The following is a 15602-nucleotide window of genomic DNA, read 5'->3' on the forward strand; positions in this document are numbered from 1 at the left end:
CGGGGAGACACCGCTGTAGTGCCCCACCACCGCCCCTGGATTCCCGCTTTCGCGGGAATGACGATTCGGGGTGGCGCTGCCGGTTCGTGGCCAGGTGGAGTTTTGACACAGCCGCTTTCGCCGGAATGACGTGTCGGGGTGGCGCTGCCGGTTCGTGGCCAAGTGGAGCTTTGACACAGCCGCTTTCGCGGGAATGACGATTCGGGGTAGCGCTGCCGGTTCGTGGCCAGGTGGAGCTTTGACACAGCCGCTTTCGCAGGAATGACGATTCGGAGTGGCGCTGCCGGTTCGTGGCCAGGTGGAGCTTTGACACAGCCGCTTTCGCGGGAATGACGTGTCGGGACCGTTCGCCGTGTCGGGGCCTCACCAGTCTTGGAGCCGTGTCCGGTTACGGCTGGAATACCACGCCACGGTACAGCGGGAGATAGAGGTACGCCACGGCGACGTGGAGGAACGCCGCGCACACGAGCGCGGCGGCTACGGCCACCAACCAACCCACGCGCGCTTCCACGCGGTAGTAGGCCAGAACGGCGAGCGGCAGGCCCGCGCGGAAACCCATCAGCAGCACCAGCGCGAAGAACACCGCGATCCACGCGAACGCCGCTCGCGCTCTCGTCTTGTCCTCCGCGGTCCCGGCAACCCGCGCCGATGCCGACCGACTGCGCAGCGCGTCGCCCGCCACCGCCCAGAGCGCCAGTCCGAGCCCGACCACGCCGATAAGCAGGGGGAACGTGGCGGTTTCGGGCTCCCACCGCGTGGCGGCGAGCACGACGTAGGCGAACAGCGCCGCGAAGGCGCTCCCCAGGGCGATCTCGCGCGCCGCCCTCATGTCCGACCCACCCCCCGGCGCACCGCCACGAAGACCACCAGCCCCATGACCGCCATGCACGCCAGCGGAATGGGCCGGACGAGAAACGCCACGCCGTAGCTGGCCAGGGAGATGGCGAGGTTGTTCTCCGCCAGGGGTCCGAGGATGAAACCCACCAGCAGCGGCGCGCGTGCCCAGTCGAGGCGCATCATGAAGTAGCCGAGTACGCCGAACGCCAGGGTCAGCACCAGCGTCAAAGGGTGGGGATAGGCGACGTACGAACCGAACAGGACGAACAGCAACAGCGCCGGTATCAACAGGTTGCTCTTGAGGAAGGCGATGCGCGCGGCCGGGCGGGTAATGGCGATGCACACGCCCGTGGCCAGCAGGTTCGACAGCACGAGCACGATGACCATGGAGAAGCTCAAGGACAGCTTCTCGCCCAGCATCTCGGGGCCGGGGTTGATTCCCAGGATCAGGAACGCCGCCAGCAGGATGGCCGAGGTCGCGCCGCCGGGCACGCCGAAGGCCAGCAACGGCACCAGTTCCCCGCCCGCGGACGCGTTGTTGGCGCTCTCGGGCGCGATGACCCCCTTGATCTCACCCTTGCCGAAGCGCTCGCGCTCCGCGGTGTCGGCCCCCTGTACCGCCATGCCGTAGGCGTAGAACGCCGCGGCGGTGCCGCCGATGCCCGGGATCGCGCCGCCCACCACTCCCACGACGGCGCTCCGGACCACTAGCCAGCGGTTGGCGATGCATGCGCGAATGCCGGGCCAGAACCCCTCGCCCATGTCCACGTGGGTGCGCTCCGCGATGCTCCCGCGCATGGCCAGGGACACCACCTCGGGCAAGGCGAACAGACCCATGATGATGGGGACGGTGTGAAGCCCGTCCAGCAGGTAGTCCGAGTCGAAGGTGAACCGGGGCACTCCCAGTTGCGGGTCCTGGCCGACGGTGCCGAGCCACAGTCCCATAGCGCCCGCCAGCAGTCCCTTCACCGGCTTGGTACCGCTCAGAAAACTGATCATGAGGATGCCCAGCACCACCAGCATGAAGCGCTCCGGGGCCGCGAAGGCCAGCACCACGGGTTGCAGCGCGGGCAGGGCCACCAACAGCACCAGCGCGCCGATGATGCCGCCCACGGCCGACACCGCGAAGGCCGCCGTCAGGCCGCGGGCGGCATCGCCGTTGCGCGCCATGGGATAGCCGTCCAGGATGGTGGCGGCCGCGCTGGGGCTGCCGGGCACGTTGAAGAAGAAGGCCGGAAACGTGTTGGAGGTGTGCACCGCCGACACCAGCGACAGCATGATGGCGAAGGCCACGAACGGTGACAGCGTCCACACGAACGGGAGCAGCAGCACGATGCCGAGCACCGCGTTCAGACCCGGCACCGCGCCGAAGACGAGGCCCAGCACCAACCCCAGCAGAACCCCTCCGAACACAGGGAGCGTGAAGGTGATGCCGAGGGCCTCGTAGAACGCCTCAAGCGCCATGACGCGCTAGGACACGAGTTCGGACCGGACTATTTCAACAGCGTCTTCAACCGGTCCTGGATGTCCGCGGGCAGGTTGAAAACCGACAGGATGAGCTTCTCCGCGTCCGCGGCGTTCAGCGTATTGAGCACGAAGCCCTGGTCCGTGGCGGTCTTGCGGAACTCGGGATCGGCCATCATGTCCGCCATGCCCTTCTTGAGGATGGCGGCGCGCTCCGCCGGCAGACCCGGCGTGGCCGCGAACGGGCGGCTCGCGCTCAGAAGCCCGGAGAACGCCACCCAGGCGTCCCTGTCCTTGGGATCGTCGATCCCGTCGACGAACTTCGGCAGGGCCGCGACCTCCGCCTTCAGAGGCTCCGGAGGCGGCGCGCCGCCCATGGACAGCACCAGCTTGATGGTCCCGTCCTTGTGCATCTCGCGTGTGGCCGAGTTGACCATCACCGCCGAACCCGCCGTGGACACCGCGTCCACCTCATCCTGCTTCATGGCCAGCGCCATGGGGTTGTACCCCTTGTACCCCGGCACCAGCCGGATATTGAACTTGCCGGCGCGCTGGAGGAATTTGGGGGCCTGGGTCAGGAGCGAACTTGGTCCCGACGCGCCGACGCGGATGGGCGTCTTGGCGTTCTTGAAGTCCGCGATGGTGCGCTCGGGCCGGTTCGACCGCAGCGCGAAGATGTAGTGCGCCCCGCCCACGCTGCCCAGCCATGTGAGCGTCTTGAAGTCGATGTCCTTGATGCCTCCGGTGAGGCTGCGCACGACCATGGGGCTGGTGAAGTGGATCAGCGACAGGCCGTCGGGTTCAGCCTTGTAAACGGACCGCAGTCCGATGACGCCGCCGGCGCCCGGCCGGTTGTTCACGATGGCCGCCGGGTTGCCGGGTATGTGTTTGGGGAGGAACCGGGCCACGAGCCGCGACATGCGGTCGTAGGTGCCGCCGGTGGAATAGGGACAGACGATGGTGATGGTCTTGCCGGCGTAGAAGTCCGCCGCTCCGACCGTCAGGCCCGTGGATAGCAAGGCAACAAGGGCAACGAGCACCATGGTCCCACGAATACGCAGATGTGTCTTCATCATGACCTCCTGTCTGATTGGGAGCCGGCTCGGGACGGCCAACGTTGGCACACCAGTATCGCACCCCGCGGCCGACTTCAAGCGCCCGGACTACCTTGTTCGATGAACGGAAAATCGAGGAATGGCGTCAGCGCCGTGGCGCCTCAAAGAAACGGGCGGGTGGACGGACGCGGTCCATCTGGACATAGCGGGGCCAGCCTCCGGACACGACGGTCTTCAGCGAGTGCGTCGCTTGGCCGAACCGGATGCGGTAGATCCACATGTTGGTGAGCACGCGCTCGATGAAGATGCGGGTCTCACGGCTGGGTATGCTCTCGATGAACAGCAAGGGATCGTCCCGGTAGTCGACCCGGCGTTTCCAACGCCGCAACTTGGCCGGACCGCTGTTGTAGGCGGCCAACGCGAAAAAGAGGTTGCCACGAACATCCTCTTGGGAAAGCAGGTAACCGAGGTACTTCTGGCCCAGGGTGAGGTTGAGCACCGGATCCAGCAACTCGTGACGGCGCGCGCCGCGATATGTCTCTCCGGCCATGACACTGGCGGTACGCGGCATGAGTTGCATCAGGCCGCGCGCCCCGCGCGGGCTGCGGACACGCGCCCGGAAATTCGACTCCTGGCGCATCACGGCGAGCACCACGGCACGATCGACACTGTAGCCGCCATCGGGCTTCCATACCGGCAATGGATACAGCGCCGCGTCCACGGGCACTCCGGTGCGCAGCAGCAGACTCTCGGCCGTGCGGTACGACAAGTCCGCCAGACCCGATTCGGAGGCGAGAGCCAACATCACCTGCGCCATCCGCGGGGACAGCCGGTGCGCGAAGCGCCGCAGCTCGGTGCCCGCGCGCACGTGCTGGCCCACCTGGATCAAGGCCATGGCGCGGCGCACCGGCTGCATGCTCAGCATGGCCTCCAGGTCCGCGGCATTGAGCCGGCGCATGCCGAAATCCAAGGAGGGTTGCCGGCGTAGCGCGGTGAGGGCCAGGAGCCCGTAGAAGGTGCGCGGGTGGCGCGCCGCCGCGCGCAGCATGGGAACCACGCGACCCGACTTGCCGGCCGCCCGATAGGAGCGGCTGGCCCAGTAACCGCCGGCCGACGCCAGCCACGGCGTGACAGACCGCGACTCGGCCAGATCCCGGAAGTAGTCGGCGGCAACCGAGGGTCTCCCCAAGCGCCAGGAAGCCAGCCCGGCCCACCAGTACGCCAGGGGAACGCGGTCGCCGGACCGCATCAGCGCTCGGTGCGCCACGGCCAGAGCCTCGCGGTCCTTCCCGAAGAAGAAGTAACCGCGGGCGATCCAGACCAGATTCTCATCGAAGCTCAGCGCGTCCAAGGAGCCGTCGCGGCTCCGGTCCTCCAGGAAACGACGGGCCTTGGAAACCTCGCCCTTGGAAACCCACCGCCCGACCTGTCGCCGGATTTCCCGCGCCTCGGGCGTAAGCGCCCGCGAACGTCCGCCGGTTTCCCGGGTGACCTCGCGGCGGTCCGCGCCACGCGCCCACCCTCCCGCCGGTTCCGGATCGGACTTGAGCTCGGGAACCAGCATCGCCCGTGCCGGAGACCGGGGCGACTTCCAGCCCTTGGGCTGCCGGCGCTTGGCCAGCCTGTAGACGCGCCGGGCGCCCGGATGGTCCGCGTACGCCTCCATCCAGGTCCACAGCTCCCCATAGGACGAGCGGTAGAGCGTCGGATGCATCAACCGCTGAAAGCGCACGTGACCCATGAGCATGCGATCCTGAATGCGCCTGATCAGGACATCCGCCTCCCGCCAGCGCCCATCTTCCTGCAGCGCGAACACCCTTCGATAGAGCGTGGCGTCGCGTCCGGACAGGAGCTTCGGTAGCTCCGCGACCCGGCGCTCATCCACGGCGGGCGCCCGCAACGAGGCGGTCTTGAGCGGCGGCGACGCCTGCGCGGACGCGTCCGCGGCGACGAGCCCATAGCTCATCCCCAGCGCCAGCGCGATGATCGCTGCCCCTTTTCTCATGGATCCCACGATGTCCTTTTCGATGGGTTCAATTCGGCGGAAACGGTGACCGGACACCCTACCTATTTCATTTGACGACGGGTTGCAAGTCTTTTTTCCGGTTTTCTTTGTCGTCCGGTCACAATCTCCTCACCCCCGGGCGTTACTCCAGGACCTGCAACCGACCCTCCACCCGCGGCGCGATGACGCCCCGCGCGGTGATGTAGTCGGTCACCTGCGTGGTCATGAGCGTACCCGCGCGGGCCTCGATGAGCGGCGTCTTTCCGGCGAAGACCGCGTAGCCGTCGCCGCCGCGGGCCATGAAGTCGTTGGTGGCCAGGGTGTACGTGCGGTCGGGGTCCAGGGCGGCACGCTTGTGGCGCACCGCGACCACGCGGGAACCGGCCGGCCGCCGGGGATCAAAGTCCACCTCGATACCCGAGACCTGCGGGAACCGGCCCGACCGCTTCTCGATGCCGCTGAAGCCGTTCTCCAGGGCCGCGCGCAGTTCCCGGCCGGTCAACTCCAGCAACACGGTCTTGTTGCCGAACGGTAGCTCGCTCAGAATGTCCCGGCGCGTCAGCCGGGTCCCCGCCGGATACACCCTGTCCGCGCGGATGCCGCCGCCGTTGGTCAACGCGACGTCGGCACCCACGGCCACGCGCATGGCGTCGGCCACGAGGTTGCCGATGGCCGTCTCACGGGTCCGCACCATGGCCCTGCGGCTGTCCAGCTCCGTCTCGGTCACGCCGACCTCGACGTCGAGTTCCCGGGACAACCGGTCCCGGTACGCCTGAACCGCCTTCGCCAGAACGGGATCGGGGTCCACGCGGCCGGTGTGGACGGCCCGGAAGGCCGGGCTCCACACGAACTTCTTCCTCCCGCGGGACTCCACCTCGTCCAGGGTGAGGTCGATGACCGTCACCCAGTCCGCCTGCTGGCCCGATTCGGCGAACAGCACGTCGCCGTCGTAGTCCAGCCGCAGCCGGTGGTCGTCGCCGCTCAGGAGCACGTCCACCGCCCCTTGGCGCAGCAACGCATCGTCCTCGGCGACGTCGGTATGAGCCAGCGCCACCACCAGGTGCGCCCCGGCCGAGCGCAGAGCCTCGGCCTGTGCCCGGGCCACTTCGACGACCGGCGCGAAGGTGACGCTGCCCGGGCTCGACTTCACCGCCGTGCCCTCAGTGGTGAGGCCGAAAATCCCCACCTTGTAGCCGTCCACCTCCACCATCAGCGACGCTTGCGCTCCCTTCACGACCTTGCCGTCCGCGTCGATGTTGTTGGCGCCCAGGATCGGGAAGGTCGCCTCGGAGAAACGCTGTTTGGCGACCTCCGGGCCGAAGTCGTACTCGTGGTTGCCGATGGCCATGGCCGTCAGACCGATCCGGTTCAGCAGGTCGATCATGTGCGCGCCCTTGTCGATGCCGGACATCAGCGAGGGCGAGATGGCGTCGCCGGCGAAGGTCACGAGCACGTGCGGCCGGCGCGCGCGTTCCGTCCGCACCACCGCCGCCAGGCGCGCGATGCCGCCCTGGCCGTCCTTCTCCTCCATGCGGTCGAGGTCGTTGAAATGGACGATGGTGAGGGCCACGGGCTTGGCGAAGCCAGGACTTCCGAGCAGCACCAAGACGGCCAACGCCAACCCGGCGCAAATCAGGCCACGCCACTTCGGAGCGGTTTTCATGGAACGGTCCCCTCCAACCGGCCCTACGGACCCGGCAGTTCGTCGAATGCGTGCGACTCGTGCCAGCGCCGGCTGACGATCAGCTTGCCTTCACGGGATTGCCGCTTGCGAAAGCCCAGCAGGTGGAACAGTTCCACCACGAACCAGCGGGCGACTCGAGGGTCCACCACGAGTGTCCCAGGTGTATCCCGGTATCTTCGAACTCCCGGCAAGGCCGGCAGAAGGCGCTCGATGCGCAGCCGGCGCAGCCACTTGGCGACCCGCAGCCAGAACGGCCGCACGCGCCGGACCAGGAAGAACCCGTCGGTGCCCTGCCCCTGGTAGAGCGGCATGAGGATCTGGCCGGACTCGCTTGCGCGGATGGGACCGCGGCGGTCGCGCGCCAGGAGCCGGCCGCGCTCCACCGGCTGGAAGTTCGTGAACCCGGGCTCCATGACGAATTCGTCGCCGTCCCGGATCACGTGGTGATGGCGGACCTCCACCACCGGCGGAAATCCGTCCGTTTCCTCCTCGTACGGAACGAGGCCGTCATCGGGGAGCGGAAAGTCCTGCGCGCGGATACACCCCGCGGTGGCGAGCACCGTCCGGATGGCCGCCAGATGGATGGCCACCGCCGTCGGCGACTCGTGCTGCCCGCCCTCGAAACCCACGGCGACGTACCCCTCTTCTCCCAGGTAGTTGAGGATGGTGCTCTCCAGACGCTCCTCCAGCCCGAGCACCACCGGAGCGCGCAGCCGGAAACCGAAACGGCGGTTGAGCAGGGTGTCGCCGATGACCACGAAGGGGGTGCCCGCGGCCGAGGTCGTGTGAAGGTCCAGGCACACCACCGGCCCGCGGCGCTGCGCGAGTTGGTCGTCGAGGCCTGCCAGCAGCTCGCGTTGCTCGCGTTGTTCGGCGGTCATGTCCGTCGACGACACGCCCGCCCGGACCCGGCGCACGCGCTCCTGCGACCAGGCGCGGTTGAAGTCCTCGTCGACGTAGCGGGCGCCCCGGGCCAGTGCGGCGCGGTTGCCGGCGAAGCCCACCAGCGCGCCCCGGAAGGGAACGTCGTGTGCGCGCAGGATTTCCAGCGCCCGTTGCAACGCCACCGCGCCGGCGGGCTCGTTGCCGTGCATGCCGCCGATGCCGATGATCAGCGGTCCGGCGCTGTCGCCGCCGTAGCTGCCCAGGAGCCGCGGGAAGATGCGCCCGGGGGCCGGAGAATCAACCATCCGCCGCGTCTCCACCGCCGAGTTGCTCCAGGAGACGCGCCGTGAGCTGGAGGATGTCGCTTTCGGTGACGATCCCCACCAATCGCTCCTCCTTCACCACCAGCAGGTAGTCGCTCCGGGCCTCGCGCATGCGCGCCACGGCTTCGGAAACCGTGGCCTCCGGCGCGATGGTCACCGGATCCGGCTGCATGACCTCGCGCACCGGCACCGGCTCGCCGCCCTCCCTGGGCGCCGCCGGAGCCCATTGCCGCAGAGCCTCGAAACAGGAAAGCAGGCCCGCCACCTTGCCGTCCTCGTGCTCCACGGGCACGTGGCGGATGCGCCGCCAGTCCATGAGGCGGATCACCAGGTCCATGGGTTCGTCCGGGTGGACCGTGATCAGGTCCGTGGTCATGAACTCCTCGATGCGCAGGGCCTGGGGCTTGCCGCCGCGGCCCTCCTCGACCTTCGCCAATGGCCATTCGTGCACGGGCGTTCCCTCCCATTGCCGCGCGACGGTCGCCGCCGTAAGGGCGCTCAGGAGCGCGTCCTGCGTATCCGCGCCGTGCATGTCCGCGAGCGAGCGCAGCAGCCACGAGGCGCCGTTCCGGCGCGACGCCACCCGCTGTTCGATGACCCCCAGATAGCGGTCCACGTCCGCGGAGTCGAGGCCGGCGGCGCGCAGCCCCTGCCACGCCAGCGGCAGCAACTCCCGGCGGATGAGCTCGTCCGCGGGCGCCGTGGCGCCGTCCACCCAGGTGAACTGGGCACTCAACCCGCGCTGCGCCGCCGCCAGGAAATTGGCTTCGGCGTCGTGGAACGGCATGGTTCCGGACACGTCGCCGTACGCCTCCTGGCCGCCCCGCAGCATCCCCAAGAAGAACGCGGCGTTGGCCACCTCGTCCAGGACCGTGGGACCCGAAGGCAACACACGGTTCTCGATGCGTATGTGCGCCTTGCCCTCGCCCGTACCGAAGCAGGCGCGGTTCCAGCGGTAGACCGTACCTGTATGGGTGCGCAGGGCCGGGAGCGTCGGCAGTCCTCCCTGTGCCAGCACATCGAGAGAGTCCTCGTCCAGGGGCGCCCCCAACAACACCCGGAAGCGCGCCAGGTCTTCCTGGATCAGCTCCAGGATGGACTCCCGCACCCACTTCTGGCCGAAGCTCACGCGGGCGGCGCGCTCGCGCATGTGATGGCCCGCCCGGCGCGTGTCGATGGACTGCTGGAACAGCGGAATGCGCGTCTCGCGCCACAGCCGGCGGCCGAAGAGCAACGGCGAGTTGGCCGCCGCCGCCAGCAGCGGAGCGGTCACGAGCTGCGCCAGGTTGTAGCACTGGGCGAACTCCGCCGGCTCCACCTGGTAGTGCACCTGGAAGCTGGTGCAGCCGGATTCCAGCATCACGGAGTCGTGCCGGATGCTCAACTCGTCGGCGCCCTTGAGGCGGAACTCGTAGTCGCCGCCGCGAAGCTGCGTCAGCATCGCGTTGAGAGCCCGGTAGCGCGGCCGGGGGGTCATGTGCGCCATGGCCAGGTCGGACTTGCGCAGGGTCGGCAGGATGCCCACCAGAACCACCTCGGCGCCGTGCTCGTGGGCCGCCTCCCTGAGCCGCCTCAGCGCGGAATCGAGCTGCCCCTCGAGCCGGCTCAGACAGTCGCCGCGGAACAACAGCGGATCGAGGTTGATCTCCAGGTTGAAGAGCCCCAGCTCCGTGGTGTAGTGAGGGTCGCCCACCCGCTCCAGCAGCTCCATGGCCAGCATGGCCGGGCGCCGCGCCGCATCCACCAGGAAGAGCTCCTGCTCCGCGCCGATGCGGTGCACCCCGGTCTCGATCATGCCCCCGTCGAGCATCCGCTCCAGCGCCTGCACGTCGCGCAGGAGGTGCGCGATGAAGGAACGCAGCTCGGCCGCGTCCTCGTCGGGTTGTACGTCCTGGCTACCCATGGGTGGTTCCTGTTTGCGGGTTGGTGGACGGGTCCGCGCGATGAAACGTTCCCGCGCCCGCCACTACAACCTTCGCAGCATAGCACCCGCGCGTAATGATTTGCAGGTTTCGCGGATCCATGGACTCAAACGGGGCCTCCGCTGTCCGAGTCTGGCTTGTGTATCCTGGAGGACACCCTGCTCGCCCGCCGGCTTCCCGCCTACCGCAGGCGCCGCAAGCGTCGCGTCATCAGGGCTCCCAAGTTCTACTTCTACGACGTCGGCGTCGTGAACCGGCTTGCCCGGCGGGGTGAGTTGACGCCCGGCTCCGAGTTGTACGGCAAGGCGTTCGAGAACTGGATCTTCCACGAGCTGTCGGCGTTCGTCTCCTATCGCGAACTCGACGAAGATCTCTCGTATTGGCGACTCCCCAGCGGTATCGAAGTGGACTTTATCCTCGGCGACGTGCGCCTCGCGGTGGAGGCCAAGGCCAGCCGCAGGATCACCCGCGACCACCTGAAGGGGCTGCGTACCCTCAAGGAGGAACATCCGGACGTCCAGCACCGCATCGTGGTGTCGCTGGAACCGCGCGCCCGCCGAACGGATGACGGCATCGACATCCTCCCGGCGGCCACGTTCGCCCAGCGCCTTTGGCGCGGCGAGTTCGCGCAATAGAGAGGTCGCGGAACGGATTCCGTACGGCCGCAAGAGGCCGCTTCCGCTGCATCGGCACACGCCGTCCGACGTCACCCCTTCCCCGCACCCCCCGGAAAGAGCAGCCGGCGCGTGTGCCGCGCGATCATCAGGTCCTCGTCGGTGGGGATGACGCGTACGGCGCAGCGGCTCCGGGGAGTGCTGATGGTGCCGGAGTGGCCCTGGTTGCGTTCGGGGTCGATCTCGATGCCGAGGTGGGCGAGTCCTTCGCAGATTTGTTGGCGGACCGGGGCGGCGCGCTCGCCGATGCCGCCGGTGAAGACCAGGGTGTCGAGGCCGCCGAGGGCGGCGGCCAGGGCGCCGATGTGCTTGCGCGCCTGGTAGCAGAAGAGATCCACGGCCAGGGCCGCTTGCGGGTTCTGCGCGCGCGCCTCCAGCAGGGTCTTCATGTCGGGGCTCAGGCCGGAGACGCCCAGCAGGCCGGCGTCGCGGCTCACCAATCGCTCGACCTCGGCCGCGCTCCAGCCGCGCTCGCGCATCAGGTGGATGAGGACCCCGGGGTCGAGGTCGCCGCTACGCGTTCCCATCATGAGGCCGCCGGCCGGGGTAAAGCCCATGGTGGTATCCACCGGTATGCCGTCGCGCACCGCCGCCATGCTGGCGCCGTTCCCCAGATGCGCGATGACGACCCGGCCGCGCGCCGCGTCCCCCAGTGCCTCCAGGACGTACTCGTAGGACAGGCCGTGGAAACCGTAGCGGCGCACGCCTGCCTGCCACAGGGCGGCGGGCAGCGCGAAACGCTGGGCCAGTTCCGGCAGGCGCCGGTGGAAGGCCGTATCGAAGCACGCCGCCTGCGGGAGATCCGGGAAACGCGCGGCCACGGCCTCGATGCCCGCGACGGCGCCGGGCAGATGCAGTGGCGCCAAGGGGACGAGGGCGCGAAGATCCGCCAGCAGGCGCGCGTCCACGCGCTCGGGAGCCGTGTGGTCCGCTCCACCGTGCACCACCCGGTGCCCGACGGCGCCGGGCTCCGGCAGGCGCAATCGGGCGGCCACGCCGAAGACCGCGTCCACCGCGGCCTCATGGTCGGGGAAATCTTCCTTCCGCTCCAGGAGAAGGGACCGGCCTCGATCCGCGCCGCGCACCCACAGGAGCCCCTCCGCCAAGCCGATGCGCTCAACCGCGCCGGACACCAGCAACGTCTCGCCCGCGGGTTCCAACTTGTAGAGCGCGAACTTGAGGGAAGAGGAGCCGCTGTTGAGTGACAGAATGGAGATCGCCGGATCCACTCCCATCAGCGGGACCACGTCCAGTGGCGAATCTCCGGCAGGTCCTCGCCGTAGCGGACGATGTGCTGCCGGTGGTCGACGAGCTTGTCGCGCACCGCCTGCTTGGCGTAGGCGGCGATGTTTCCCAGCCTTGGGACCCGGTCGATGACCGCCTCCATTAGGTGGAAGCGGTCCAGCTCGTTGAGCACGGTCATGTCGAACGGCGTCGTGGTGGCGCCTTCCTCCTTGTAGCCATGCACGTGGAGGTTGGCGTGGTTGGTGCGCCGGTACGTGAGGCGATGGATCAGGTAGGGATAGCCGTGATAGGCGAAGATCACGGGCCGGTCCTTGGTGAAGAGCACGTCGAATTCATGGTGGTCGAGCCCGTGGGGGTGGTCCTCCGAGTGCTGCAGCTTCATCAGGTCCACCACGTTCACCACGCGGATCTTCAGGTCGGGAACGTGGTCGCGCAAGAGGTCCACCGCCGCCAGGGTCTCGATGGTGGGGACGTCGCCGCAGCAGGCCATGACCACGTCGGGCTCGGCACCCTCGTCGGTGCTCGCCCATTTCCAGATGCCGATGCCCGCGTTGCAGTGCTTGACCGCCGCGTCCATGTCCAGCCACTGAGGCTCGGGCTGCTTGCCCGCGACGATGACGTTGACGTAGTCGCGGCTGCGCAGGCAGTGGTCGGTGACCGAGAGCAGCGTGTTGGCGTCGGGCGGAAAGTACACCCGGATGACGTCGGCCTTCTTGTCGGCCACGTGATCGCCGAAGCCCGGCTCCTGGTGGCTGAAGCCGTTGTGGTCCTGGCGCCACCCGTGGGACGTCAGCAGGTAGTTCAGGGAGGCGATGGGGCGCCGCCAGGGGATGTGGCTCCGGGTGGTCTTGAGCCACTTGGCGTGCTGGTTGAACATGGAATCCACCACGTGCACGAAGGCCTCGTAGGTGGAGAAAAAGCCGTGCCGCCCGGTGAGCAGGTACCCTTCGAGCCACCCTTGGCAGGTGTGTTCGCTCAGGATCTCCATCACCCGGCCGTCGGGGGCCAGGTGGTCGTCCTCGGGGAGGGTCTCCGCCATCCACACGCGGTCGGTGACCTCGAACACGGCGCCGAGGCGGTTGGACGCGGTCTCGTCGGGGCCGAACACGCGGAAGTTGCGGCTCTCCAGGTTGCGCTTCATGACGTCCCGCAGGAAGCGCCCCATGACACGGGTGCTCTCGCCCACGGTGCCGCCGGGCCGCGGCACCGCCACGGCGTAGTCCCGGAAGTCCGGCATCCTCAAGTCCTTGAGCAGCAGGCCGCCGTTGGCGTGGGGGTTGGCGCCCATGCGCCGCGTCCCCTCGGGCGCCAGCGCCGCCAGCTCCGGCGCGAACCGCCCGGTCTCGTCGAAGAGCTCCTCCGGGCGGTAGCTCTTCATCCACTCCTCCAGGAGGCGCACGTGGTCCGGCTTGGCCGCCAACTCGGCAAGCGGTACCTGGTGGGAGCGCCAATAGCCCTCGGCCTTGAGCCCGTCCACCTCCTTGGGGCCGGTCCACCCCTTGGGGGTGCGCAGGACGATCATGGGCCAGCGCGGGCGTGTGGTCACGCCGCCGGCGCGCGCCTCCTCCTGGATGGCGCGGATCCGGTCCGCGACCGTGTCCAGGGTCCCGGCCATGAGCCGGTGCATCTCGGAGGGATCCGAGCCTTCCACGAAATACGGCTCGTAGCCGTAGCCCACGAACAGGCTCTCCAGCTCGTCGCGGCCGATGCGTGCGAGGATCGTGGGATTGGCGATCTTGTACCCATTCAGATGGAGGACGGGCAGCACGGCGCCGTCCCGCGCGGGGTTGAGGAACTTGTTGGAGTGCCACGCCGCCGCCAGCGGCCCGGTCTCGGCCTCGCCGTCGCCCACCACGCAGGCGACGATCAGGTCCGGGTTGTCCAGCGCCGCGCCGTAGGCGTGGGAAACCGCGTAGCCCAGCTCACCCCCCTCGTGGATGGAACCGGGGGTCTCCGGGGCCACGTGGCTGGGGATGCCGCCGGGAAACGAGAACTGCTTGAAGAGCAGGCGCATCCCCGCCTCGTCCCGGGACACGTCCGGGTAGACCTCGCTGTAGGTCCCCTCCAGGTAGGTGTTGGCCACGAGCCCGGGGCCGCCGTGGCCCGGGCCGGCCACGTAGATGACGTCCAGATCACGCGCCCGGATCACGCGGTTCAGATGCGCGTAGATGAAGTTCAGCCCGGGGGTGGTACCCCAATGGCCCAGGAGCCGCGGCTTGATGTGGGCGGCGGCCAGCGGCTCCTTCAGCAACGGGTTGTCGAGCAGATAGATCTGCCCGACGGAAAGGTAGTTGGCGGCGCGCCAGTAGGCGTGGAGCGCCTGCAACTCGGCTTCGGAGACCGCGCCGAACATGGGCTACAGCACGCTCTTGCCGCCGAAGCGGCTCTTCCACTGCTCGATGACTTCCTTGTTGTAGACGTTGTCCGGGACCTCGCCGCGAAGCGCGGTGAGCACCGACTCCGTGGCCCAGACCACGCCGGGGTAGAGTCCGCTGCCCTTGTTGGACGACACCATGTGGGGCGACAGGATCACCTTGTCGCCGAGCTTCCGGAGCGGACTGTCCATGGACAGGGGCTCGTCCTCGAATACATCCAGGACCGCGCCCGAAATGACGTCGTCGCCCAGCGCCTCGGCCAGGTCCGGCTCGTTGACGCAGTAGCCGCGGGACGTGTTGATGAAGATGGCGTCCTTCTTCATCTGCGCGAACTGCTCCGTGCCCATCATGTGGCGGGTCTCCTTGGTGAGCACCACGTGGAGCGACACGACGTCCGACTCCCGCAGGAGCGTGGCCATGTCCACCTTCTCGACGCCGGCCTCGGCGAACTTCTCGTCGGCCACGTAGGGATCGCAGGCGATCATGCGCATGCCCCAGGGCTTCATGAGCTTGGCCACGCGGGTGCCGATGCGCCCGAGCCCGATGATGCCCAGGACGATGCCGGGGTAGCCGTCCATCTCGCGGGAGCCCACGTAGGTTCCCTGGTGCGCCGGGTCGCGCCATTCGCCGCCGGACTTCAGATGGCGGTCGCGCTCGCGCGAGCGCTTGAGCATGGTGAGCATGCCGGTGATGGTGCCCTCGGCGACGCCGCCCCAGTTGGACTCGGTGGGCGCGTGGCAAACCATGATGCCCATCTCCGTGGCCGCGTCCACGTCCACGTCGTCCACGCCGATAGTGTACTTGGCCACCACCCGGAGGTCCTTGGACGCCTGCATGACGGCCTGGGTGATGGGAGAGCTGCGGATGGACGTCCCCACGAGCGCGTGCGCTCCCTCCGCCATGCCGACCATCTCCGCCTCGTTGTCCCCCAGCGGGTTGTGCCAGCCGGCCCTTCCCAGCACCAGCTCGCAGCCGTTGTCCTGGAGCTTCTTGTGGGATTCGCCCTTCTCGTCGTTGGGCGCGAAAATGAACACTTTTGCCTTGGCCATGGAATTCCTCCTTCGGGGTCGCGGTGCGGCGATCCCCCTGGACTTGGCGGAAAGTATAATGGGGCCGCCTCGCAGGTCAATGCC

General features: G+C 68.4%; 11 protein-coding genes. 1 reads left to right on the forward strand and 10 read right to left on the reverse strand.

Annotated features, from left to right (window positions below):
- Positions 1-388: 388 nt before the first annotated feature.
- The 7 genes from OXF11_18005 to OXF11_18035 form a co-directional block, all read right to left on the reverse strand.
- Positions 389-829 carry a hypothetical protein gene (locus OXF11_18005; GenBank protein ID MCY4488992.1) on the reverse strand — a complete coding sequence of 147 codons (441 nt, stop codon included), beginning with the start codon at positions 827-829 and terminating at the stop codon, positions 389-391.
- On the reverse strand, positions 826-2301 hold the full coding sequence (locus OXF11_18010; GenBank protein ID MCY4488993.1) for a tripartite tricarboxylate transporter permease: 1476 nt from the start codon (positions 2299-2301) through the stop codon (positions 826-828). The genes OXF11_18005 and OXF11_18010 overlap by 4 nt, the downstream gene beginning before the upstream one ends.
- 29 nt (positions 2302-2330) lie before the next feature.
- The gene (locus OXF11_18015) at positions 2331-3377 is read right to left on the reverse strand and encodes a tripartite tricarboxylate transporter substrate-binding protein (protein ID MCY4488994.1); all 1047 of its coding nucleotides are present in this window, start codon (positions 3375-3377) and stop codon (positions 2331-2333) included.
- Between the two features lie 124 nt (positions 3378-3501).
- Positions 3502-5361, reverse strand: a complete 1860-nt coding sequence (locus tag OXF11_18020; GenBank protein ID MCY4488995.1) for a lytic transglycosylase domain-containing protein — start codon at positions 5359-5361, stop codon at positions 3502-3504.
- 142 nt (positions 5362-5503) lie between these two features.
- Entirely contained in the window at positions 5504-7024 is a 1521-nt protein-coding gene (locus OXF11_18025; GenBank protein MCY4488996.1) for a bifunctional UDP-sugar hydrolase/5'-nucleotidase, read from the reverse strand.
- 23 nt (positions 7025-7047) lie between these two features.
- A complete protein-coding gene (locus OXF11_18030) occupies positions 7048-8235 on the reverse strand; it encodes a succinylglutamate desuccinylase/aspartoacylase family protein (protein MCY4488997.1) in 1188 nt (395 codons plus the stop codon).
- Positions 8228-10156, reverse strand: a complete 1929-nt coding sequence (locus OXF11_18035; protein ID MCY4488998.1) for a glutamate-cysteine ligase family protein — start codon at positions 10154-10156, stop codon at positions 8228-8230. The genes OXF11_18030 and OXF11_18035 overlap by 8 nt, the downstream gene beginning before the upstream one ends.
- Positions 10157-10312: 156 nt before the next feature.
- Here OXF11_18035 and OXF11_18040 point away from each other — a divergent pair, with 156 nt between their 5' ends.
- Positions 10313-10810 (forward strand): DUF4143 domain-containing protein, encoded by a 498-nt coding sequence (locus OXF11_18040; protein ID MCY4488999.1) that lies wholly within the window; start codon positions 10313-10315, stop codon positions 10808-10810.
- A gap of 71 nt (positions 10811-10881) precedes the next feature.
- Here the strand turns inward: OXF11_18040 and OXF11_18045 are convergent, their stop codons facing one another.
- The 3 genes from OXF11_18045 to OXF11_18055 are packed head-to-tail and all read right to left on the reverse strand — an operon-like array spanning position 10882 to position 15518.
- Positions 10882-12084 carry an acetate/propionate family kinase gene (locus OXF11_18045; protein ID MCY4489000.1) on the reverse strand — a complete coding sequence of 401 codons (1203 nt, stop codon included), beginning with the start codon at positions 12082-12084 and terminating at the stop codon, positions 10882-10884.
- Positions 12084-14447 (reverse strand): phosphoketolase family protein, encoded by a 2364-nt coding sequence (locus OXF11_18050; protein ID MCY4489001.1) that lies wholly within the window; start codon positions 14445-14447, stop codon positions 12084-12086. The genes OXF11_18045 and OXF11_18050 overlap by 1 nt, the downstream gene beginning before the upstream one ends.
- A 3-nt stretch (positions 14448-14450) precedes the next feature.
- Complete coding sequence (locus OXF11_18055) at positions 14451-15518, reverse strand: hypothetical protein (protein ID MCY4489002.1); 1068 nt, start codon at positions 15516-15518, stop codon at positions 14451-14453.
- Positions 15519-15602 lie beyond the last annotated feature (84 nt).

It is taken from the genome of Deltaproteobacteria bacterium (assembly GCA_026712905.1).
GTDB lineage: Bacteria > Desulfobacterota > Binatia > UBA9968 > JAJDTQ01 > JAJDTQ01.

What these genes read in the sequence shown, in the direction of transcription:
- OXF11_18005 (MCY4488992.1), bottom strand. Translation starts at nt 829, where the DNA reads ATGAGGGCGGCGCGCGAGATCGCCCTGGGGAGCGCCTTCGCGGCGCTG.
- OXF11_18010 (MCY4488993.1), bottom strand. Translation starts at nt 2,301, where the DNA reads ATGGCGCTTGAGGCGTTCTACGAGGCCCTCGGCATCACCTTCACGCTC.
- OXF11_18025 (MCY4488996.1), bottom strand. Translation starts at nt 7,024, where the DNA reads ATGAAAACCGCTCCGAAGTGGCGTGGCCTGATTTGCGCCGGGTTGGCG.
- OXF11_18030 (MCY4488997.1), bottom strand. Translation starts at nt 8,235, where the DNA reads ATGGTTGATTCTCCGGCCCCCGGGCGCATCTTCCCGCGGCTCCTGGGC.
- OXF11_18015 (MCY4488994.1), bottom strand. Translation starts at nt 3,377, where the DNA reads ATGATGAAGACACATCTGCGTATTCGTGGGACCATGGTGCTCGTTGCC.
- OXF11_18035 (MCY4488998.1), bottom strand. Translation starts at nt 10,156, where the DNA reads ATGGGTAGCCAGGACGTACAACCCGACGAGGACGCGGCCGAGCTGCGT.
- OXF11_18050 (MCY4489001.1), bottom strand. Translation starts at nt 14,447, where the DNA reads ATGTTCGGCGCGGTCTCCGAAGCCGAGTTGCAGGCGCTCCACGCCTAC.
- OXF11_18045 (MCY4489000.1), bottom strand. Translation starts at nt 12,084, where the DNA reads ATGGGAGTGGATCCGGCGATCTCCATTCTGTCACTCAACAGCGGCTCC.
- OXF11_18055 (MCY4489002.1), bottom strand. Translation starts at nt 15,518, where the DNA reads ATGGCCAAGGCAAAAGTGTTCATTTTCGCGCCCAACGACGAGAAGGGC.
- OXF11_18020 (MCY4488995.1), bottom strand. Translation starts at nt 5,361, where the DNA reads ATGAGAAAAGGGGCAGCGATCATCGCGCTGGCGCTGGGGATGAGCTAT.